This window comes from Vibrio sp. SCSIO 43140 (genome assembly GCF_023716585.1).
GTDB lineage: Bacteria > Pseudomonadota > Gammaproteobacteria > Enterobacterales > Vibrionaceae > Vibrio > Vibrio maritimus_B.
Genome location: NZ_CP071850.1, coordinates 861,302 through 882,796 on the forward strand (window position 1 = coordinate 861,302; position 21,495 = coordinate 882,796).

Below are 21,495 nucleotides of genomic sequence, written 5' to 3' on the forward strand. Positions count from 1 at the left end.
TTTTTTATTTCTTTATTGAATCCAACGAATACGCCCCCATATACTGAAAATAATACTAAGCGGAAGAGAGAATAATATGAACTTGGAACGTTCCGAGCGTATAGAAATCCCGGTATTGCCTCTGCGCGACGTTGTGGTATACCCACACATGGTGATTCCTTTGTTTGTTGGCCGCGAAAAGTCGATCAGCTGTTTAGAAGCAGCGATGGACAATGACAAACAAGTACTCCTAGTAGCTCAAAAAGAAGCAGATACTGAAGAGCCAACCATTGATGACCTGTATACCACGGGTACTGTTGCTACGATCCTGCAGCTACTAAAACTTCCTGACGGTACAGTGAAGGTGCTTGTTGAGGGTCAACAGCGAGCAAACATCAGCAGTTACCGTGATGAAGACTTTTTCGTTGCGGATGCAGAATTCCTAATTACTCCAGAGCTTGAAGAGCGCGAAGAAGAAGTCATTGTGCGCAGTGCCATTGACCAATTTGAAGGCTTCATCAAGCTGAACAAAAAAATCCCACCAGAGGTACTGACCTCTCTAGGTGGTATCGATGAAGCAGCCCGTCTTGCCGACACTATCGCTGCGCACATGCCGTTGAAACTCGCTGACAAGCAACAAGTGCTTGAATTGCTGGATGTGACAGAGCGTCTTGAATTCCTAATGGGGCAAATGGAGTCGGAGATTGACTTATTACAAGTTGAGAAACGAATCCGTGGTCGCGTTAAGAAGCAGATGGAGAAATCACAGCGCGAGTACTACCTCAACGAGCAAATGAAGGCTATCCAAAAAGAGTTGGGTGACCTTGATGATGCGCCGGATGAGTTCGAGACGCTAAAAGCAAAAATCGAAGAATCGAAAATGCCAGCGGAAGCGAAAGAGAAGACAGAACAAGAGCTTCAAAAGCTTAAGATGATGTCTCCAATGTCCGCTGAAGCCACTGTGGTACGCAGTTACATCGATTGGATGGTAGGTGTACCGTGGGCGAAGCGCTCTAAGGTTAAGAAAAACCTAGCGAAAGCTGAAGAAGTACTGAACGAAGACCACTATGGTTTGGAACGCGTTAAAGAACGCATCCTTGAGTACTTAGCCGTGCAAAACCGCATCAATAAGCTTAAGGGTCCTATCCTATGTCTTGTTGGTCCTCCAGGTGTGGGTAAAACCTCTCTTGGTCGCTCTATTGCGGCAGCAACGGGTCGTAAGTACGTGCGTATGGCACTAGGCGGCGTACGTGATGAAGCGGAAATCCGTGGTCACCGTCGTACTTACATTGGTTCGATGCCAGGTAAGCTTATCCAGAAGATGTCTAAGGTAGGCGTTAAGAACCCGCTATTCCTACTTGATGAGATCGATAAGATGTCATCGGACATGCGTGGCGATCCGTCTTCTGCACTGCTTGAGGTTCTGGACCCAGAGCAGAACAATGCATTTAACGACCACTATCTAGAGGTCGACTACGATCTCTCGGATGTGATGTTTGTGGCGACATCGAACTCGATGAACATTCCGGGCCCACTTTTGGACCGTATGGAAGTGATTCGTCTGTCGGGCTACACCGAAGATGAAAAGCTAAACATTGCGAAGCGTCACCTTGTTTCTAAACAGGTACAACGCAATGGCCTGAAAGCGCACGAGATTGAAATTGAAGACTCAGCGATCATCGGCATCATCCGTTACTACACTCGTGAAGCGGGCGTACGTAGCCTAGAGCGTGAAATCTCGAAGATCTGTCGTAAAGCAGTGAAGAACATCCTGCTTGACCCAGAACTGAAGAAAGTGACGGTCAACCAAGACAATCTGAAAGAATATCTTGGCGTACAGCGCTTTGACTACGGTAAAGCTGATGACAGCAATCGCATTGGTCAAGTGACTGGCCTAGCGTGGACAGAAGTGGGCGGCGACCTACTGACTATCGAAACAGAAGCGATGGTGGGTAAAGGTAAGCTGACGCAAACGGGCTCGCTTGGCGACGTTATGCAAGAGTCGATTCAGGCGGCAATGACGGTGGTACGTTCGCGCGCTGAAAAGCTTGGTATTAACACTGACTTTTACGAGAAGCGTGATATCCACGTTCACGTACCTGAAGGTGCAACACCAAAAGATGGCCCAAGTGCGGGTATCGCGATGTGTACTGCGCTTGTTTCTAGCCTGACTGGCAACCCAGTAAAAGCTGAGGTAGCCATGACAGGTGAAATTACTCTGCGTGGTGAGGTGCTTCCAATCGGTGGTCTGAAGGAAAAGCTGTTAGCAGCGCACCGTGGTGGTATCAAAACGGTGTTGATTCCTAAAGATAACGAGCGTGATCTGGAAGAGATTCCTGACAACGTTATCGCGGATCTAAAAGTGATTCCAGTTCAATGGATTGACGAAGTTCTTGAGGTAGCACTAGAGCGAGCACCGCTTGGAGCGGCGTTTGAACCTGTAAAATAGTGATGTGCCCCAAATTTAGGTAAAAGAAATACGCTGATAGGTAAAAAAAGCTTGTCAGCGTTTTTTTGTGGCACTAACTTTAGCTATGTAACTCCGAAGCCCTTGATAGACAAGGCTTGGAGTCTTTAACTACGAGAATGGAACTAACGTTACCTTTTAAAAATAATAATCTGGTAACAGAAAGGGGAAACACAGTGAATAAAACACAATTAGTGGAAAAAATCGCAGAGAACGCAGATCTATCTAAAGCTTCAGCTGGCCGTGCACTAGATGCTTTCATCGAAGCAGTGAGCACTACTCTAGAAGAAGGTGATCAAGTGGCTCTAGTTGGCTTTGGTACATTTAGCGTTCGTACTCGTGCAGCGCGTACTGGTCGTAACCCAAAAACTGGTGAAGAGATCCAAATCTCTGAAGCTAAAGTTCCTGCATTCAAAGCAGGTAAAGCTCTTAAAGACGCTTGTAACTAATCTTTTGTTGCAGTTAGTCGCAAACCTTGCATTAACTGCACAAAAATTAAGCTTTCAACAAGCTTAATCGACAAAAAAAGTCGAACCTTTTTTAAATATGCGCATCTTACTGATGCGCATTTCTTTTTCTGATATTATCCCAAGCAGTAGAAGATAACCCTTCCTATCTGGAGAGTAATAAAATTATGATGGAGCGAATTCGCGAAGGCGTGAATAGCATCGCGGTTAAAATTATCTTAGGACTCATTATTCTGTCTTTTGTGTTTGCAGGTGTAGGCAGCTATATCGCAGGCGGTATTGGCAACACAGCTGCAAAAGTGGGTAATGTTGAGATCGGTCGTGGCGAGTTTGAGCAAGCGTATCAAAACGAGCGTAATCGTATGCAATCGCAAATGGGCGAGTACTTCTCGACTCTACTTGGCGATCCAAGCTATGTCGCTTCTTTCCGTAAGTCTGTTCTAGACCGCATGATTGACGATGTCCTTCTTGAGCAACATGCAGAGTCTTTGGGTCTTCGTATTAGCGATGCTCAAATTCGTACAATGATGCTAGAAATGCCTCAGTTCCAAAACGACGGCAAGTTCGACCCAGAAATCTATCAAGCAACGCTTCGCCGTGCTGGCTTCAGCGCAGACAGCTTTGCTGAATACCTTCGCCGTGACCTAGTTCGTAACCAACTGCTAAGTGCACTGCAAGGCAGTGAGTTTACACTTCCGAGTGAAATTGAATCTCAAGGCAAGCTGTTAACTCAAACGCGTGATATCAAAACGCTGACTCTTTCTCTTGAAGAGTTTGCTAACAAAGCGACGATTACTGAAGAAGAGATTCAACAGTATTACGACGAAAACCCAGTTCAATTTACTCGCCCAGAGCAAGTAAAAGTGTCTTACATCGAGCTATCTGCGCAAGCGCTAAAAGACAGCGTTGAAGTTACCGATGCGGATGTGCAGCAGTACTACGATGAGCACTTAGACAAGTACTCAACGTCTGAACAGCGTGAAGTCAGCCATATCCTAGTTCAAGGTGATGACGAAGCGAAAGCTCAAGCTATTCTTGACGAGCTAAATGCGGGTGCCGATTTCGCGACAGTTGCGAAAGAGAAATCTGAAGACATTGGTAGCTCTGAAGAAGGTGGCTCTCTAGGCTGGATTGAGCGTGATGTCATGGACCCAGCATTTGAAGAAGCGGCATTTTCGCTTGCTAATGTTGGTGACCGCACGGGTCTAGTGAAATCTGACTTTGGCTACCACATCATCAAACTGGATGCGGTAAAAGCTTCTGAGTCTAAGCCTCTTGCTGAAGTGAAAGATGAAATCATCGCAGAACTTCGTGACCAGGTTGCGATTGATGAGTTCTACAGCCTTCAAAATGAGCTAGAGAAAGTTGCCTTTGAATACCCAGACTCTTTGGATGATGCAGCAAAAGCCGTAAACCAAAAAGTCGTCACAACGGACTTCATCTCTCAAGTTGACGCACCTGAGATCCTAAGATCGCCTGCCGTTATGCAAGCACTAGAGTCTCCTGAAGTGAAAGAAGATGGTCTTAACTCAGAGGCAATGGAAATCGCACCTGAGCACATCATTGTGGTTCGTGTGGACGACGTTCGTGATCAAACGGTTCTTCCTTTAGAAGAAGTGAAAGAACAGGTTGAAACACAGCTAGCGAAAGTAAAAGGCGAACAAGCGGCAATGGAGCTTGGTGTTCAACTGGTTAATGACCTAAAAGAAGGTAAGACAGATACTCTAGATGCAAATAGCCTAGTGTTTGGCGAGCTAGAGACGATCGACCGCAGCTCACCACTAGCGGGCACTGTATTTGCTATGTCTAAGCCTGAAGAAGGTGCAGCAACCTTTGCTCAAACCAAAGACATGCAAGGCAATATTGTGGTCGTAGAGCTGAGCAAAGTGGCGTCTGATTACGACAATGCTTACAATGAGCAAATCGGTGCACAAATGGCGCGTGAAGCCACTCAGAAAGATCTGACTTCAGTTATCGCGATTTTGCGCAGCAATACTGAGATCGAGTACTTCCTAGACGCTCAGTAATAGGTGAGCGGTAATGGCCGCATAGATGTTGGTGCGTTCACATAAGAATGTAACTGATAATCAAATAATAACGGACTGCTTCTGCAGTCCGTTATAGTTTCTGCTCCAATGACTTCCTCTCTCACACTTATCCCTTAACTTGGCTCACTCGAACACCAAAACAAATAGGGATTATCATGAAACTAATTACGTCAATCTGGCTTGCTATCGCTTTACTCGTCGCTCCTATAGGCTCTCTTTGGGCCTCTGAAGGTGATAAGTTGGAAGGGATAGAGATAACTGTGAATATCAACCAAGCAGAACCAGAGGAGCTTGCGGAGCTTCTCAAAGGTATTGGAATCGATAAGGCACAAAAGATAGTTGATTATCGAGAAGCCAACGGCAAGTTCAAGTCTGCCGACGATCTCACTCAGGTGAAAGGCATTGGTGCTGCGACGGTCGAAAAGAATCGCGACCGTATTATTCTATAGCGGCTTCAGTTCGCTATATCGGAGATACACTTTATCTACGATAGTGGTAGTAAAGTGCAAGACCCAAGCCTGCCATCAATCCAATGGCATGTGCTTGGGTTGCCACACTGGCCTCTATTAGTGCTGCTGTAGCGACGGAGGCACCATAAATCGACTCCCAGCCTACCTTAGCAACCCCACCTATGACGAGTAACCAACTGGATCGCCGTCCTTCTATGGCTTCTTTCAACGCCCAGAAGGCGAAGACGGCATGAAGTACACCTGACAGGCCAAGGTATTGACCTAAAGATGTCATCAACAGTCCCGTACCTATGATAGTCGCACTGGCCAAAACGACGGCGACGAGGGTGCGCCATCTAGGACGAAACAGGTAACAAATAACCCAAAGACCAGCTAAGTTCATTGCAAGGTGTGCTAAGTTGGTGTGGGAGAAGTTTCCTGTTACTATCCGCCACCACTGGCCCGAATAGATGGCTAGTTTATTCCATTCAACCCACTCTTGAAGCGTGGGCAGTTGAAGCAAAGCGCAGAGAAAACTAAACAGCGATAGCCTTATGACGAAAGAAGTGTCCATGTCTCGTTATTGTCCAAAATGCCTCAAAGCAAAGCGGGCGTGTATATGTCAGTGGATAGAGCTCATCCACTGTGACACACAATTGATCATTTTGCAGCATACTAGCGAAGAAAAACGCCCCTTGGGCACCGCTCGAATTCTGTCTCTGTCCCTTGGCAATGCCTCTTTATTTGTTGGTGAGGATTTCAGTCAACACACTGAGTTAAATGCCTTAATTGATGACAAAGATTATCGTACCGTTGTGCTTTACCCCGGTGAAGGAGCAATGCCGGCAGAGACTCTAGCTGATGATAGTGAGAGCAAGCCTCTTAGAGTGATATTACTGGACGGTACATGGAAAAAGGCATTTAAAATGTGGAAGCTGTCTACCAACCTACATTCATTGCCTTTGGTAAAGTTGGCCGATGATCTTATTGGTGATTACCGTATTCGCAAAGCACCGTCGAGCAATGCGCTATCGACCGTAGAAGCTGGGTTTCACTTACTTGAAACGATTGAGCCCGACATCGACTTTACCCCCCTTGTTAATGCATTTAATGAGATGATTGGCTTTCAAATCAAAAACATGCCAGAAGGTGTGTTCGAGCGAAACTATCGTGTTCAAAGATATTGCGCTCAAAAACATCGCGATAATAAATAAGGCGATAGAAAACTAGCTTGCAGCAAACAGCTGTTGATGCATCTTTTGAGCATAGCCATCTGTCATTGCCGAGACATAATCGGCGATAACGCGCATACCATCATCGTGTTGACCGCACGCTTTTTTCCATAAGTTACACGTCGACTCCGGTAATAGTCGTTCTGGGTCAGCGCTGAGTGCCTCAAACAAATCCATTATGATTTGCTGGCCTTTGTACTCGAAGATTTGTACCCGTGGTACTTGAATCACATAGTCGCTGACGAACTGCTTAAGAACGTCAAGCACCGCAGCCATCCCTTCCTCAAGGTAGGCGTTGTAGGCAAGCAGCGGGCTCTCGAATTGATTGTTAACGACGGCTCTTACTTCAATGCTGGTCAAAAGTGCGTTTACAATGCCGCCAATGGCATCTTTACGTTCATAGTGCTTACCAGAAAACAGCAGTTCAGAAATGGAGTCGATGTTCTCGGTTAACCAGTTGGGCTCTAGTTTCTTTAAAGCCTCTGCAGCACTCAGTTGCCAACGCTCTTTATTGACGAGCTCAAGTACAATGGCATCTTCAAGATCGTGCACGCCGTAGGCGATGTCATCAGCAAGCTCCATGATCGAACAATCAAGAGACTTAAACTGTGTCTTTCGGTGGCCATTTTGCGATGTTTTTCCGGGGCGCATGGTTTGCAACAGCGCTTTATCGGATGGCGTTAATGGTTGCAGTACCCAATCGAATTGAGCGTCATCTTTGTCGTAGATGCCCTTGGCTGGCGACCAGTCTTTGGCTTTAAGCTGACGCTGATGGGCGACTGGTTGAGGCAGTTTGTCAGAGCAAGTGCGGCTGAGCGGGGCGGGGTACTTCAGCAGGCCTAACAAGGCTCTCCTGGTCAAGTTCATCCCGTGTGATTCAGTATAAGGTTCGAGTTGAGTGACGATTCGGAATGTTTGTGCATTGCCCTCAAAGCCACCGTATTCGCGCATCATGTAATTAAGCGCGACTTCACCACCGTGCCCATAGGGAGGGTGACCGATGTCATGCGCTAAACAGAGCGCTTCAATCAGAGCATCACAGGGTAATAATGCATCGAACTCGGGCTGTTTTTGTCGTAACTGCGCGACAATACCTGAGCCAATTTGAGCCGCTTCAAGTGAGTGGGTAAGTCGAGTTCGATGAAAGTCATTCACCCCAGTGCCATGGACCTGGGTTTTAGCCTGCAGGCGGCGAAACGCGGCTGAATGGAGTATTCTCGCCCTATCACGCTGGAATGGATCGCGGTGATCGTTTCTTCTCAGCTTGTGTTCATCACTGTGTCTTGCTTGCCAGACATCCAGTTGCTCAAGAGTGGCTGCACTTAGCAAGGGATTTTTGTGATTCATGCTCTCTCCTGAGTACTAGCTGATTTCATCCAGCGATAATTCAAAGCTTGGAGCAAACGTATTCAGAAAGTAATCCATTTCTGGCGTTTTTCTCTCCTGCAAGGTCTGGTCCAATCGCTTTTTTGCTAGCGCGTATTCGTGGTTACCCGCGCTCAGCTCTTCAAGGCACTTAAGGTAGGCACAGATAGAATCTGCCTGTTTGACGACCTGCGTATCCTCTTCGTATGCGGCATCAGAAATCAGGAAAGGTCGAAAGTCTTCTTGAAACTCCTCAGGGAGAAGCGATAACAGCTTTTGCTCTGCAGCCGCTTCTATCTTTTTGTATTCTTTCGCTATTTCAGGGTTGTAGTACTTAACCGGAGTAGGGAGGTCCCCAGTCAATACTTCACTCGTGTCATGATACATGGCTAAGATTGCAATACGCTCTGGATTGGTATTGCCGCCAAATTTCTTATTTTTGATGATGGCTAGCGCATGGGCGACGAAGGCAACTTGGAGGCTATGTTCTGAGATGTTTTCAGTAGAGACAGAGCGCATAAGTGGCCAACGCTGGATCAGTTTCATGCGAGCAAGGTGAGCGAAAAAATGACTTTCTTTCATACAGCGAATCCCCTTAATACGCGCCAGAGTGACAGTTTGGCGCGTATTAAGAATAGGCTTTATGGCTGAAATATGAAAGAGTTACTGGCTATAGGTAGACAGGAATTTTTCAAATCGGCCGATGGCCATTTCTAGGTCTTCTACATGCGGAAGCGTGACGATTCTAAAGTGATCCGGTTTCGGCCAGTTGAAGCCAGTCCCCTGTACCAACAGAACTTTTTCCTGTTTAAGGAAATCGAGCACCATTTTTTGGTCATCCTTGATGTTGTACATCTTGGTATCAATTTTCGGGAACAGGTACATCGCCCCTTTAGGCTTCACACAAGAAATTCCCGGTATCTGTGTGATTAGGTCATAAGCCTTATCACGCTGCTCAAGTAGGCGACCGCCAGGTAAAATGAGTTCATTAATACTCTGATAACCACCAAGTGCCGTTTGAATGGCATGCTGCATCGGCACATTGGCGCACAAACGCATGGAGGCAAGCATCTCTAGACCTGCAATATAGCCCGTGGCGTACTCTTTAGGGCCAGTCATGAACATCCAACCGCCGCGGAACCCACACACACGGTACGATTTCGAAAGACCATTAAAGGTCACAACCAGCACATCTTCCGTCAAGGTCGCGACAGAGGTGTGCGTTGCTCCGTCATAGAGAACCTTATCGTAGATCTCATCGGCAAAAATGATCAGCTTATGTTGGCGAGCAATCTCAATCACTTCGAGCAGAAAGTCGCGACTGTATACTGCGCCCGTTGGATTGTTCGGGTTGATAAGCACGATGCCACGTGTTTTCGGTGTGATTTTCTTCTTGATGTCATCCAGGTCCGGATACCAATCTGCTTCTTCATCACACAGGTAGTGAACCGGGTTACCGCCAGACAAGGATACCGCTGCCGTCCAAAGTGGATAATCAGGAGCGGGAACTAACATTTCATCCCCGTTGTTTAACAGTGCTTGCATCGCCATTACAATAAGCTCAGATACACCATTACCGATGTAAACATCTTCGACGTCCAGACTGCGAATGCCTTTGCGTTGGTAATGTTGAACTACCGCTTTTCGAGCGGAGTATATACCTTTGGAATCGCAATAACCTTGAGAAGTCGGTAGGTTTCTGATGACATCGACTAAAATTTCATCAGGGGCGTCAAAACCAAATGGGGCGGGATTACCGATATTGAGTTTCAGTATTTTATGTCCCTCTTCCTCCATGCGTTTAGCATGTTTGAGTACAGGTCCCCTAATGTCGTAGCAGACATTATCGAGTTTTGACGACATCCCGATATTTTTCATTGTTATATTCCTAAAAATTCGATAATTTCTTTACTAAATTACACCAAATTGGCATTTGAAAGAATATAAATCTGCTAAAAGTGAAAAATAAAGAGACGGTATGAATAGGGTTGTACTGAGCAGGTTAACATTGCGAGCAATAAAACAGCTTGTTGCTTGATCTATGCGTTTGGTAGAAATAGAGTATTTCGTGTATATAGAAACAAATTTTAAGGTTATGAGGTTGATTTGTCTCAGTTAACAACGGCTATCGCTCAGCTTATCAGCAAGCTCGAACAGGCACCACAAGGTTGCAAGCGCATTGAGCAAGAAATACAGGGTCATCCGAAGTTTCATTGCATTGATTGGCTAGAAGCTCAACCTCACTTTCCAAAATTCTATTGGCAGTCACGTGATACGCGTGAAGAGGTCGTCGCGCTGGGTCAGTTGCACACTTTCTCAGAAGCGTCTCCTGCCTACGCCATTCTCGCGGACAACCAACGTGTTTGGGGTGGTCGCTCATTTGATGGGCACACCGATAAAAACAGGCGCTGTATGTCGGCTTTCTTCTTTCTTCCTCAAGTCGAGTTAATCCGTTTTGACGCCTCTTGGCGCATCGCGGTCAACATCAGTATGAGCGTTGACAAGGCGATCGGTGCGCTCAAGCAATTGATGGCGGACGTGACAGAGCTGCCACCCCTGGCAACCTCTATTGTTGGCATGACACATACGCCAAACGAGCAGCAGTGGCATGAGCTGGTCGATGATGTGTTAGCGGGGATTGAAGAGGACAGATTCAAGAAAGTGGTGTTAGCGCGCAAAACCACGATTGACATCAAAGACCCTATTTCACCGGCACAGCTTCTCAAAGCGAGTTATCGTGAAAACCACCATAGCTTTCACTTTCTCATGGCGTTATCAAAGGAACTTGCATTTGTAGGTTCCACACCAGAGCGCTTATATCGCCGTGTTGGCCAGCAACTTGAGACTGAAGCCCTAGCGGGAACCATCGGTCGTGGTGACAATGCCGCGCAAGATATGGAGCTTGCCAATTGGTTGACCCAAGATCTTAAGAACATCAATGAAAACCAATACGTGGTTGATGACATCTTGCAGAGCCTTGCTCCACATTCGAGTGAGGTGCATCTAGAGAAAGAGCTGCGCCTAGTTCGTCTTCGTAAAGTGCAGCATCTTAAGCGTAATATTGTCGCTCAGCTTAGTAAGGGCATCAATGCGGTTCAACTGCTGCAAGCTCTGCAACCAACGGCTGCGGTAGCGGGCTTGCCGCGAAGCGAAGCACTGGCTTATATCCAAGAGAATGAACCCTTTGCACGTGGTTGGTATGCCGGTTCCGTCGGCTATTTAAGCCATCAAAAAGCCGAGTTTTGCGTCGCGATTCGCAGTGCGCTGCTGATGAAAGATGAAGTCCAGCTCTTTGCGGGCGCTGGCATTGTACCAGGGTCCGTTGCGGCTCATGAATGGCAAGAGCTCGATAAAAAGATGTCTACTTTATTGAGCCTTATTTCAGACAATCCATCGCTAGGGGTCGCATCATGAGTCTCAACCAAGCGGCTTTGAATCGGGTTTGGACTCAAGTTTTAATAGAAGAATGTTATCGACAAGGTGTAAGACATATCTGCATCGCGCCAGGTTCACGCTCCACGCCGCTCACGCTTGAAGCAGTCGCTCATCCCGATATGACTGTGCATACTCATTTTGACGAGAGAGGTTTAGGTTTTTTGGCGCTGGGGCTAGCCAAATCGACGCACACTCCGGTTGCGGTTATCGTGACTTCGGGAACCGCTGTGGCGAACTTGTTGCCTGCGGTTGCAGAATCAAAGCTCACCAAAGAGCCGCTGGTTCTGCTTACGTCAGATAGACCCGTTGAGCTGGTTGGTTGCGGCGCCAATCAAGCTATCGAGCAATCGGGGATCTTTTCTCAGCAAGTCACCCATGCGCTTAATTTACCTTCTCCAAGTACGCAGGTCCCTCTTTCATGGCTTTTGACCTCCGTGGATCACGCGTTTGCTGAGCAAAAGCAAAAAGGCTCGAGCATTCATATTAATTGTCCCTTCCCAGAGCCTTTGTATGGCGGAGAGGATAAATCAGCGTTTAATGACTATTTATCGGCAATTGATGCCTGGTTGAATAGTGAACAGTGTTACGTAACCTATTCAGAACCGTTACCTAGCAGAGTCGATGTGGAAGACATAACGGCGCTTAATCTTGGTTTACACAAAGGAACCATTATAGTCGGCAATGTCACCTTGGCGGAGGCTGAAAAAGCCAAAGCGTTGGGCGTGCTGTTGGGATGGCCAGTGTTGTTCGACCCGCAGTCAGGTACTCATGATAAATGGCAGCGCTACGATATGTGGCTTCAGAACGTAAAGCTTAGCCAAAAACTGAGCGAAACTGACTTGATCGTTCAATTTGGGTCTAGGTTAGTATCGAAGCGACTTTTGGCTTGGGTTGATAGGCAAGTGTCGGAGCGATGCGATTACTTGGTTGTGTTGCCTTATCTCGATAGGCTGAATCCGAGTCATTTGAGGGTGAACTTTATTCATGCAGATATCCAAAGCTGGTTAGAGTCTGCGTCGAGTGTGATTTCCAATAGTAGCCACAAAGGGTGGGCGGATAGGCTTTCTTTGGCATCTCATAGCGTATTGGAGAACGTACCTCAAAGACCTCACATTACAGAGTTTGATGTCGCGAGAACAATAGAGCAATTACCGCAAGATACCGCATTGTTTATCGGCAACAGCCTGATCGTTAGGCTGGTGGATATGGTGACAGGTGTTCCATCGATTGAGACGTTTACTAATCGAGGCGCTTCCGGTATTGATGGCCTTGTCGCAACGGCGGCTGGGGTTCAGCGTGGTATTCAAGGCCCATTAGTGCTTTATATCGGTGACACATCACTGCTTTACGATCTGAATTCGCTCGCCCTGTTTTCGAATGTTAGTACGCCATCGATCGTTGTGGTAACCAACAATGATGGTGGTGCGATATTTGACATTTTGCCGGCACCCGCAGAGCACAAAAAGCAGTGCTATCAAATGCCTCATGGCTATCGATTTGAACACGCCGCAAAGCAGTTTGGATTGCAATATGCGGCGCCAGCGTCTTCAACTGAACTTAGCCAAGCTCTGTCTACCCACCTTGAACAGGGCGTTGGTGCGCTTTTGCTAGAAGTAACCACAGATCCTCACGAAGTGAGCACTCTTATACGTGAGCTGAGCCAATCGGTGGCGCAGTAACATGCTAGCAAGTCATTTTTCCCCAGCGAAGTCTGAAGAAAGCACGCAACTTCTGGTGTTTATACATGGCTTTCTGGGATCTGGGGATGACTGGTTAGAGGTATCTAAAGCGCTTCCTGATTACTCTCGCTTGATGATTGACCTTCCAGGGCATGGGAAAAGTTGTGCCATCAAAGGTGAAAGTTTTGACCAAGTTTGCAAAATGATTCGTGCGACAATACTAAACTGTATTGAAGCACAGAAACTTGGCACTACAGTGTCGATATGTTTGGTCGGTTATTCGCTGGGGGCACGTTTGGCGATGTACCTAATGACCGATTGTCACTCGAAGGCTGATGATTTTAACTCGTTAAAGATTAATGGATTAGTCATTGAAGGTGGTAATTTTGGTCTAGAAACAGAGAGTCTTCGCTCAGGTCGCCTAGATAACGATAGTCAATGGGCTGAGCGCTTTCGAGATGAAGAGATTGCAGCAGTTTTGACCGACTGGTATCGACAGCCGGTGTTTTCCTCACTAAACCATGAGCAAAGACAACTTTTGATTGCCAAGCGTAGTGTTAACCTTGGGAGTGCATTAAGTGACATGCTGCTAGCAACCACCCTAGCCAAACAGCCTTACTTGCTACCTCAAGTGCAGGCCTTGTCGTTTGATCAAGGCAGAGTCCCGCTGTATATCTGCGGGGCGCTTGACCACAAATTTACTGAGCTTGCAAAAGAGAGCAATCTCCAAACCGAGGTGATTGCCAATGCGGGCCATAATGTACATAAAGAGCAGCCTGAAGCTTTTGCTTCAAAGCTGCGTAACTATCTAGAACAAAAGAGCTTAGGCTTAATAAAATAATTGGAATAGATCATGGCTAAAACCGTTGGATTAACAGAAGAAGAGCTTTACGCACCCGTAGATTGGGCCGATGTAACGGGCGATTTTGAAGAGATCAAATATCACAAATCTAAAGATGGCATTGCAAAAATCACGATCGCTCGTCCGCAAGTACACAATGCGTTTACGCCAAGAACTGTCAATGAAATGATTAAGGCGTTGGCAGATGCACGCTATGACGAAGGCGTGGGCGTTATCATTCTTACTGGTCTTGGTGAGAAGGCGTTCTGCTCAGGTGGTGATCAAAGCGTTCGTGGTGACTATGGCGGTTACCAAGATGATTCTGGTACTCACCACCTCAATGTTTTGGACTTCCAACGTCAAATCCGTACCTGCCCTAAGCCTGTGATTGCATCCGTAGCGGGTTGGGCTGTTGGTGGCGGTCACGTTCTGCACATGATGTGCGATCTCACTATCGCAGCAGAGAATGCTCAGTTTGGTCAAACTGGCCCTAAAGTAGGCTCGTTCGATGGCGGCTGGGGCGCGTCGTATATGGCTCGCATTGTAGGTCAGAAGAAGGCTCGTGAAATTTGGTTCCTATGCCGTTTCTATGATGCGCAAGAAGCTGTCGATATGGGGCTAGTCAACACAGTTGTGCCTCTCGAGGACCTAGAAAAAGAGACAGTGCGTTGGTGTCGTGAAGTGCTGCAACACAGCCCTATGGCGCTGCGCTGCTTGAAAGCTGCGCTCAACGCAGACTGTGATGGCCAAGCAGGTCTTCAGGAGTTGGCGGGTAATGCGACCATGATGTTCTATATGACCGAAGAGGGTCAAGAGGGTCGTAACGCTTTCAATGAGAAGCGTCGTCCAGACTTCGATAAGTTCCCAAGAAACCCGTAATGAAGGGCTTGCAGCACTCTCATTGTGCTGCAAACCAAGGTGACATTTTGCAACATTTTTGAGCAACAATTGTTTGGAACTCTTAATGCAAAAGCGAGCCTAAATACGGTGTATTGTTCACTGCCACACATTTAGGTCTGTGGTAGTGATAACTTCTTATGAAGTGGGAAACAAACATGAGACAAGCAAAACTCTACCGCTACAGTCTGCCTATGGACAGTGGTGTTATTCTTCGCGATCAAAAACTTACCAACCGAGAGGGCTGGATTGTCGAGCTTTGCGACAGCGGCAAAACGGCGTTGGGAGAAATCGCGCCTCTTCCTGGATTTAGTCAAGAATCATTAGAAATGGCTGGCATGCAAGCTCAAGAGCAGCTTGAGCTGTGGGTCAATCATCAACAGATCAATATCGAACAATGTGTACCGTCAGTTGCGTTCGGTCTGTCGGCTGCATTGTTGGAACTCGAAGGCAGCCTACCTAGCGAAGGTAACTATCGTGCTGCGCCGCTATGCAGCGGCGATCCTGACGAGCTCATTCCTATTCTCAACAACATGCAAGGTAAGAAAGTCGCTAAGATCAAAGTCGGCTTGTATGAAGCGATTCGTGACGGAATGATTGTTAGCCTGTTCCTAGAGTCGATTCCAGATCTAACCCTAAGGCTTGATGCCAATCGAGCTTGGACTTTGGATAAAGCCAAGCAGTTCGCTAAATACATATCACCGTCTCTAAGGCAGCGCATCGCATTTATTGAAGAGCCGTGCCAGAGCCCAGGAGACAGTGTTTCCTTCGCCATTGATACGGGTATCGCCATTGCTTGGGATGAAACCCTTCAGGCAGCCGTACGTGAGCCAGATTTTTCCGTAAAACATCTGACCGGTGTTAAAGCTTTGATTATCAAACCAACCTTGGTTGGTAGCGTGCAAAAGTGTATTCGTTTGATTGAAGAAGCCAACAGCCATGCCATCAAAGTTGTGATTAGCTCAAGTCTTGAGTCGAGCGTTGGGCTGGGGCAATTGGCTCGACTGTCGCATTGGCAAGTGCCTGATGAAACGCCCGGTCTAGATACCATGCAATTGTTTGGTGCTCAACTTGAAACGCCTTGGCCGGGATGTTTATTGCCAGTCAAAACCTTGTCTGAGCAAACTTTATATTGGCAATCTCATGGGCATGCGACGGCTTAATGTCTAACACGACCTTTGTGAATCTCTGCGAGAAGTGGGCGCGGTATGCGCCCAATAAGATTGCCATTACCACCGCTACCGAATCCATTACTTGGCTCGACCTTACCAAACGAATCGATGGACTGGTGTCGACACTTCGATATCAAAATGTCCACGCGGGTAAGGTAGTCTGCCTTTCTGGACGTTCAGAATTTAGCCTAGTCCTAAGATACCTTGCTTGCTTGCAGCATGGCGCAGTGCCTGCACTCGTTGCCAATCAACCGCTGGAACAGCTAACTGCTAAGTTTGACACTCTTTATCAGCCGACCGAGAGTGCCTGCGTTTGGGGGGGAATGGACAGCTCTCCAAATGCCGATGAATACTCGCTGCATAACATTGACAGAGGTGAAGCGCAGCAAAGCCCTTTGCTAGGTTCAGCTAAAGATCTTCCACCTGGTTCACCGATCGCATCGATCGTCTTTACGTCCGGCTCGACAGGCCAGCCAAAAGCCGTTGTACATTCAGCTAACCACCATGTCGCCTCAGCAGAGGGGCTATTGGAGAAGTTCCAATATTCGAGTAGCGATACCTGGCTGCTCAGCCTGCCTATGTTCCATGTTTCGGGATTAGCTATCGTTTGGCGCTGGCTCGTCACTGGTGGTGGGCTGCGTATTGCGTCAGGCGACTTTGCTAGTGATATTGCTAAGGTGACGCATGCCTCATTGGTATCTACTCAACTAAAGCGTATCGTCGATAACGGATGGGTTACCAGACTAAAGCGTGTGCTGCTTGGAGGCAGTCACATCCCGCACGAACTGATTAAACAAGCGCAATTGCAAGGCATCGAAGCATGGATGGGATACGGCATGACAGAGACCGCTTCGACGGTAACGGCAAAACGAGTCGATAGTCACCCATCTTCAGGCTACTTGCTGCCAAGACGTGTGATTAAGGTGGAGAGTGAGCGTATCTATGTGGCAGGGGATACCTTAGCCGCGGGCTATTACGTCCAAGGAGCGCTTCGCCAACTAGAGTTAGTGGATGGATGGTTTGATACTAAGGACTTGGGACGTTGGAATGAGCAAGGCGAGCTCGTTGTGGTTGGGCGTGCTGATAACCTGTTTATCTCTGGTGGCGAAAATGTTCACTGTGAGGAGGTGGAAGCAGCGCTCAATCAATTGAGTGAGATTTCCCAAAGTATCGTTGTTCCCGTGGAGGACACGGAGTTTGGAACTCGTTGTATTGCTGTAGTCCAGTCTGACAGTTTACCAACGGTGGTCGCAATGAATGACATTTTGCGACCTCATTTACCTAAGTTCAAGCATCCAATTGGCTATGTTCAGATGCCGGAACATCTGCTTTCATCGGGGATTAAGGTCTCCAGAAAAGCAGTGAAGACCTGGTTAAGGTCTGCTCAGTCGGATTTTATTGTTATTTCATAGTCCAAATCGGAATTTTCATTCCTGACAGCGCTCACCATAATAACCCCACTAGAGTTGAGTGAGCGTAGGGAATGAATAAGCTTTTAATTGTCGCAATTGGATTGCAAATAGGGTTAGCGTTGACGTCCGATGGACTGATACAAGCATTAGCCGAATTGACGGCGTTTGTTTTGACGGTGTCACTATACCTTAACTATAAGAAAGCTAACGCTGAATCGGTGTCGCCTAGTAAGGAGCTACAGTCCAATAACAACCGACAAATAGAGCATTGCGATCCTTAACGCGACGGCTTTAAGCCATCAACAACCAGCTAAGTGATGATACTGAAATCAGCAACCAAAGCGTTACACCAAACAGCATAGGTTTGCTACCAGCCTGTTTTAACCTCTCAATTGAAATACTGCTACCAATCAAGAACAAACACACCACCAGTAACTTTTTAGACACTGCAAAAATGCTTTGATAAGCAACCTCGAACTGCGGTAAGTAATCACTTACTAAGATCGCAATACAGTAGAAAAGAATGAAGTAGGGAATGGTGATCTTTTTGCTCTTGCTTCTAAACAGCAGTGCGCTAACTAACGCGACAGGAATAATCCATAGTGCGCGAGCAAGCTTGAGCGTAGTTGCCGTTGTGAGTGCTTCCTCACCGTAGGCGGACGCTGCACCAACCACAGAAGAGGTATCATGGATAGCGATAGCTGCCCAAGTCCCGAAAGTGTGCTGATCGAGTGCTAAAGCGTGTCCAATCACAGGGAAAACAAAGAGCGCGACAGAATTGAGAACGAACACGGTCGCCAGTGCGATAGCGATCTTTTCATCGTCGGCATCGATGGCCGGCGCGACTGCTGCAATTGCGCTACCACCACAAATAGCCGTGCCTGATGAAATAAGATAACCCGTATGTTTGTCTAATCCCATTCTTTTAGCAAGAAACCAACCGATAACTAAGGTACCAATGATGGTGGCTATGATGATGCCGATACCATCGCTGGTTGCCTGCATTGCCTGATCTAAATGTATGCCAAAACCCAGACCCACAATGGAGTATGCGAGTAGTTTTTTTGTGTACTTAGCAATAGGCAGTGTGTGTGGCACCAAGCTAAACGTTGTGAGTAGAAAACCTAGAATCAATGCCAGAGGTGAGCTTATCCACGGTGTAAGACACGCAATTAACGCAAGGAAGAACAGTGGATAAGAACGTAACAGGGATAACATTAAGTACCTTACTAAAAAGACATTGAGAGCTAAGACCAGCTTAGTTGTGGATTGTATCGAGGGACAAGGGTCAGTAAAACACAGTAAAATTTAACGGGCGTTTAGTTTTTCTTAACGCCCGTTAAAACGAAAGCGAGCCTTAGCGATAATTACCGCGAAGTTGGGCGACTTTATCAAACATGGCCTGACTGGTGGCGTTTTCTGGCTGAACTGGATCGCCTGCTTCGAGCTCGAGTTTTGCTCTAAATCGATTAGGGAAACCTTTACAAGCACGGCCTTTGTGGCGACTGAAATAGCTACCCCAGAGCCCTTTTAGTGCCATTGGGATAACAGGTACCGGTGAACGCTTAAGCACAAGATCAATGCCGCGCATAAATTCATTCATTTCACCATCTGCTGTGAGACGTCCTTCAGGGAAGATGCAGACGATTTCGCCTTCAGCAAGCGCTTGTTCAATCTCGCCAAATGCGCGACGAATAGAGCCTTTGCGCTTGGCTGAAATAGGAATGACACCAGCGCGCTTGAGGAAGCGACGAACAGGCTTATAGTTGGCGTAATCTTCTTCCATAACAAAGCGAATCAAGCGCGGGCTTGCTGCACTCATAACCAACGCATCCATGTAACTTACATGATTACACACGATCAATGCGCCGCCTTTTTCAGGCAGGTGATGCAAGTTCTTATGCGAGATGCGGTACATGATGGTCGTCAAAATCCAGATCAGAAAGCGAACTACAAAGATAGGTGCTTGCAAGAATAGATAGGTCGCCATCAAGAAGTTAAGTGCAGAGAGTACTAGGAACAACTCAACGATGGTGAGTTCAAGTATCGATAGTCCGACAATGCCCAGCACGGCACTGCCTACCATAAACAGTGAGTTGTATATGTTAAGCGCAGCAATGACTCGAGCACGTTCGTTTGGTTTCGCTTCTTGCTGCATCAAGGCATACAGAGGAACAATAAACAAACCGCCCGAAGCACCTAATGCGAGAAGGTAACCAAATACAGGCCAAAGCGCGGAGTAGGAAATAAACTCGCTAAACGACTCAAATTGCGGAAGCTCTTCTGGCACGGAGAACGCCATAAGCGCGCCAAAAATAGTAATGCCGATGCTGCCAATAGGTACGATGCCGACATCAATGCGGTTTTTCGACATTTTGTCACACAGCATAGAGCCGAGCGCGATACCGACAGAGAAGAGAGCCAGGAGGAAAGAAACCGCAGCTTCATTACCCATCAAATGGATCTTGGTAAAGTTCGGGAACTGGGTTAGGTAAGCCGCGCCCAGAAACCAAAACCAGCTGATTGCCATAATGCTCTGGAACACCACCCGATCTTGGTGCGCTATCTTAAGGGTTTGCTTGGTTTGTTTTACTGGCTGCCAGCGAAACTTCAATTCAGGATCGGCTGCAGGCGCTTCTGGAATCGACCGGCTAGAAATATAACCTGCGATAGCAAACAAGATCACGCTTCCGGCTGCCACGTATTTGGCATGTTCAGCTGAAGCAATTATCCCCGCACCTAAGGTACCGAGTAAGATAGCGAGAAAGGTACCGGTTTCTACTAGAGCGTTACCAGACAATAGCTCATTGGGTTTTAGCTGCTGAGGGAGCAGAGCGTACTTTACTGGACCGAAGAAAGCGGACTGGGTTCCCATCAAAAATAGGAGTAGCAGCAAAATGCCATAGCTTTCAGTGACAAAGCCAATTGCGCCCAGACACATGATGCCGATCTCAGCGAGTTTTACTTTGCGAATAAACCACGACTTTTCGTATTTATCAGCCAGCACCCCTGCTGACGCAGAAAACAGGAAAAACGGGAGAATAAATAAACCTGCGGCGAGGTTGATAAACAAGTTGCTTGAGATAGGCAGAACTTGCGGGCCAGCAAACGCAACGAACAGAAGCAGAACGTTTTTAAAAATGTTGTCGTTGAATGCGCCGAAAAACTGGGTAACAAAGTAGGGCATAAAGCGCCTTTCAGAGAGCAAAGACGCGGTTTTGGTGTTGGGCATTACCTTTCCTTTTGGTTACCAGCTTTTTAAATAGTTTGAGATGAGGTCTTTGATGAGCTCGTTGCCATCAACGGGCTCGGACGCGAAGAATTTATCGTCCACGCTTAATAGCGTAATACCATGAACACCTGCCCACAAAACGCGGCTGGCTTTAATGACATCGGTCGATGACTTTTCTGGACGATAAACAGAGAGAAGGTGCTCAAGCATGCCGGTCATGCCGTCAATTCGCTGTGATTGCCATTCTGGCAGCGCATCTCCATTCATGTTGTGTTCGAATATAAGCTGCCAACGATACGGATACTTCTTAGCAAAATCATGATAGCAGCTTGCTAGTGCATACAGTGCTTCTTCGGTGTTTTGCGCTTGCTCAACAACGCCTTTTGCTTCTTGAGAAAGTTCATCAAGGGTACGAGCAACAGCGTGCAATAACAGTAAATTGTAACTGCCAAAAATATTAACCAGGGTGCTCGGCACATAGCCGATCATCGTAGCAATCTTGCGAAGGCTAAGTGAATGGTAGGAGTTCTCTGTTAGGTAGTCCCTGACTGTTGTGAGCGTCAGGTCTATGAGCTCTTCCCTAGTATGATCGTTTCTGCGGGCCATGGTTGGTGGATTCTTAATTGAACACGGTTCGTTATTTTAGTGGTGGGACCCTGTAGCGTCAACAAATGAAGCGTTGCGTTTCAAGGTTTCAGCTAACTTTTGAGATGATCGTCGGCAATCTGAGCTGATGACAAAATAATCGGATTCGTATTGTGTATACCGTAACAAACGTGCAATATCCTGAAACATGTCGGAGCTTCAGAAACATTTCTTT

General features: G+C 47.1%; 19 protein-coding genes. 12 read left to right on the top strand and 7 right to left on the bottom strand.

Annotated features, from left to right (window positions below; genetic code table 11):
* Nucleotides 1-76 precede the first annotated feature (76 nt).
* From lon to J4N45_RS04225, 4 genes are all read left to right on the top strand, one after another.
* Nucleotides 77-2,428, top strand: coding sequence for an endopeptidase La (gene lon, locus J4N45_RS04210; RefSeq protein ID WP_252013737.1), 2,352 nt, complete (start codon nucleotides 77-79; stop codon nucleotides 2,426-2,428).
* A gap of 194 nt (nucleotides 2,429-2,622) precedes the next feature.
* Nucleotides 2,623-2,895 (top strand): non-specific DNA-binding protein Hbs, encoded by a 273-nt coding sequence (gene hbs / locus J4N45_RS04215; protein ID WP_006075676.1) that lies wholly within the window; start codon nucleotides 2,623-2,625, stop codon nucleotides 2,893-2,895.
* Between the two features lie 185 nt (nucleotides 2,896-3,080).
* Nucleotides 3,081-4,940 (top strand): peptidylprolyl isomerase, encoded by a 1,860-nt coding sequence (gene ppiD / locus J4N45_RS04220; RefSeq protein ID WP_252013738.1) that lies wholly within the window; start codon nucleotides 3,081-3,083, stop codon nucleotides 4,938-4,940.
* 176 nt (nucleotides 4,941-5,116) lie between these two features.
* Nucleotides 5,117-5,410 carry a ComEA family DNA-binding protein gene (locus tag J4N45_RS04225; RefSeq protein WP_252013739.1) on the top strand — a complete coding sequence of 98 codons (294 nt, stop codon included), beginning with the start codon at nucleotides 5,117-5,119 and terminating at the stop codon, nucleotides 5,408-5,410.
* Between the two features lie 31 nt (nucleotides 5,411-5,441).
* On the opposite strand, the gene rrtA is transcribed toward J4N45_RS04225, so the two are convergent.
* Nucleotides 5,442-5,984 carry a rhombosortase gene (gene rrtA / locus J4N45_RS04230; RefSeq protein WP_252013740.1) on the bottom strand — a complete coding sequence of 181 codons (543 nt, stop codon included), beginning with the start codon at nucleotides 5,982-5,984 and terminating at the stop codon, nucleotides 5,442-5,444.
* Here rrtA and J4N45_RS04235 point away from each other — a divergent pair.
* Complete coding sequence (locus J4N45_RS04235) at nucleotides 5,983-6,624, top strand: tRNA-uridine aminocarboxypropyltransferase (protein WP_252013741.1); 642 nt, start codon at nucleotides 5,983-5,985, stop codon at nucleotides 6,622-6,624. The two genes, rrtA and J4N45_RS04235, sit on opposite strands and share 2 nt — an antisense overlap.
* Nucleotides 6,625-6,636: 12 nt before the next feature.
* On the opposite strand, the gene J4N45_RS04240 is transcribed toward J4N45_RS04235, so the two are convergent.
* From J4N45_RS04240 to J4N45_RS04250, 3 genes are all read right to left on the bottom strand, one after another.
* Nucleotides 6,637-7,989 (bottom strand): anti-phage deoxyguanosine triphosphatase, encoded by a 1,353-nt coding sequence (locus tag J4N45_RS04240; RefSeq protein WP_252013742.1) that lies wholly within the window; start codon nucleotides 7,987-7,989, stop codon nucleotides 6,637-6,639.
* Between the two features lie 15 nt (nucleotides 7,990-8,004).
* A complete protein-coding gene (yfbR, locus tag J4N45_RS04245; RefSeq protein WP_252013743.1) occupies nucleotides 8,005-8,589 on the bottom strand; it encodes a 5'-deoxynucleotidase in 585 nt (194 codons plus the stop codon).
* An 81-nt stretch (nucleotides 8,590-8,670) separates the two neighbouring features.
* Nucleotides 8,671-9,885 carry a pyridoxal phosphate-dependent aminotransferase gene (locus tag J4N45_RS04250; RefSeq protein ID WP_234494276.1) on the bottom strand — a complete coding sequence of 405 codons (1,215 nt, stop codon included), beginning with the start codon at nucleotides 9,883-9,885 and terminating at the stop codon, nucleotides 8,671-8,673.
* 228 nt (nucleotides 9,886-10,113) lie between these two features.
* On the opposite strand from J4N45_RS04250, the gene J4N45_RS04255 reads away from it, so the two are divergent.
* From J4N45_RS04255 to J4N45_RS04285, 7 genes are all read left to right on the top strand, one after another.
* Nucleotides 10,114-11,421, top strand: coding sequence for an isochorismate synthase (locus tag J4N45_RS04255; RefSeq protein ID WP_252013744.1), 1,308 nt, complete (start codon nucleotides 10,114-10,116; stop codon nucleotides 11,419-11,421).
* Nucleotides 11,418-13,121 carry a 2-succinyl-5-enolpyruvyl-6-hydroxy-3-cyclohexene-1-carboxylic-acid synthase gene (gene menD / locus J4N45_RS04260; RefSeq protein ID WP_252013745.1) on the top strand — a complete coding sequence of 568 codons (1,704 nt, stop codon included), beginning with the start codon at nucleotides 11,418-11,420 and terminating at the stop codon, nucleotides 13,119-13,121. The genes J4N45_RS04255 and menD overlap by 4 nt, the downstream gene beginning before the upstream one ends.
* 1 nt (nucleotide 13,122) lies before the next feature.
* Nucleotides 13,123-13,962, top strand: coding sequence for a 2-succinyl-6-hydroxy-2,4-cyclohexadiene-1-carboxylate synthase (gene menH / locus J4N45_RS04265; RefSeq protein WP_252013746.1), 840 nt, complete (start codon nucleotides 13,123-13,125; stop codon nucleotides 13,960-13,962).
* A gap of 12 nt (nucleotides 13,963-13,974) precedes the next feature.
* A complete protein-coding gene (gene menB, locus J4N45_RS04270; RefSeq protein WP_128649945.1) occupies nucleotides 13,975-14,841 on the top strand; it encodes a 1,4-dihydroxy-2-naphthoyl-CoA synthase in 867 nt (288 codons plus the stop codon).
* Nucleotides 14,842-15,017: 176 nt separating this feature from the next.
* On the top strand, nucleotides 15,018-16,022 hold the full coding sequence (gene menC / locus J4N45_RS04275) for an o-succinylbenzoate synthase (protein WP_252013747.1): 1,005 nt from the start codon (nucleotides 15,018-15,020) through the stop codon (nucleotides 16,020-16,022).
* Nucleotides 16,022-17,443, top strand: a complete 1,422-nt coding sequence (gene menE / locus J4N45_RS04280; protein ID WP_252013748.1) for an o-succinylbenzoate--CoA ligase — start codon at nucleotides 16,022-16,024, stop codon at nucleotides 17,441-17,443. The genes menC and menE overlap by 1 nt, the downstream gene beginning before the upstream one ends.
* Before the next feature lie 71 nt (nucleotides 17,444-17,514).
* Complete coding sequence (locus J4N45_RS04285; RefSeq protein WP_128649947.1) at nucleotides 17,515-17,724, top strand: hypothetical protein; 210 nt, start codon at nucleotides 17,515-17,517, stop codon at nucleotides 17,722-17,724.
* A 10-nt stretch (nucleotides 17,725-17,734) separates the two neighbouring features.
* Here the strand turns inward: J4N45_RS04285 and J4N45_RS04290 are convergent, their stop codons facing one another.
* The 3 genes from J4N45_RS04290 to J4N45_RS04300 form a co-directional block, all read right to left on the bottom strand.
* Nucleotides 17,735-18,661: a YeiH family protein gene (locus J4N45_RS04290; protein ID WP_252013749.1), complete on the bottom strand. Its 927-nt coding sequence runs from the start codon at nucleotides 18,659-18,661 to the stop codon at nucleotides 17,735-17,737.
* 139 nt (nucleotides 18,662-18,800) lie between these two features.
* Nucleotides 18,801-20,675, bottom strand: coding sequence for an MFS transporter (locus J4N45_RS04295; RefSeq protein ID WP_252013750.1), 1,875 nt, complete (start codon nucleotides 20,673-20,675; stop codon nucleotides 18,801-18,803).
* A gap of 15 nt (nucleotides 20,676-20,690) precedes the next feature.
* Entirely contained in the window at nucleotides 20,691-21,281 is a 591-nt protein-coding gene (locus tag J4N45_RS04300) for a TetR/AcrR family transcriptional regulator (RefSeq protein WP_234494267.1), read from the bottom strand.
* Nucleotides 21,282-21,495 lie beyond the last annotated feature (214 nt).